Origin of the sequence: Paraburkholderia sp. SIMBA_053 (genome assembly GCF_046534895.1) — a bacterium.
GTDB lineage: Bacteria > Pseudomonadota > Gammaproteobacteria > Burkholderiales > Burkholderiaceae > Paraburkholderia > Paraburkholderia caledonica.
Window position 1 is genome coordinate 1 of the sequence record NZ_JAWRXU010000453.1, and the last position, 289, is coordinate 289.

The window sequence follows — 289 nt, forward strand, 5'->3', positions numbered from 1 at the left end:
TTGCAGACTGCCGCGGCTCGCGTCGCATTCGCACGCGCGAAACAGGCCGCCTATGAAGCGCGTATTCCCGCGCTGATCGCCGAAGTGGAAAGCGCTTCGCACACGCTGAAGCTGCCCGCCGCGCGTTTGATCGCAAGCGGCGAAGAGCGGCTTTTACTGCTCGACGAAGTGGAAGCGTTGCTCGCGTCAGAGGCGCTCGTGGTCGACGCATGCCGTCACGTCGTGCAGAAGACCGGCGCGATCGTCTCGCTGACGCGGCGGCCCGTGCTGTTCGATCTCGCGTATCAAC

Annotated in this window: 1 pseudogene; it reads left to right on the forward strand. The window is 64.7% G+C overall.

Annotated features, from left to right (window positions below):
• A pseudogene (locus SB753_RS36395) lies at positions 1-289 on the forward strand (helix-turn-helix domain-containing protein); the annotation flags it as partial.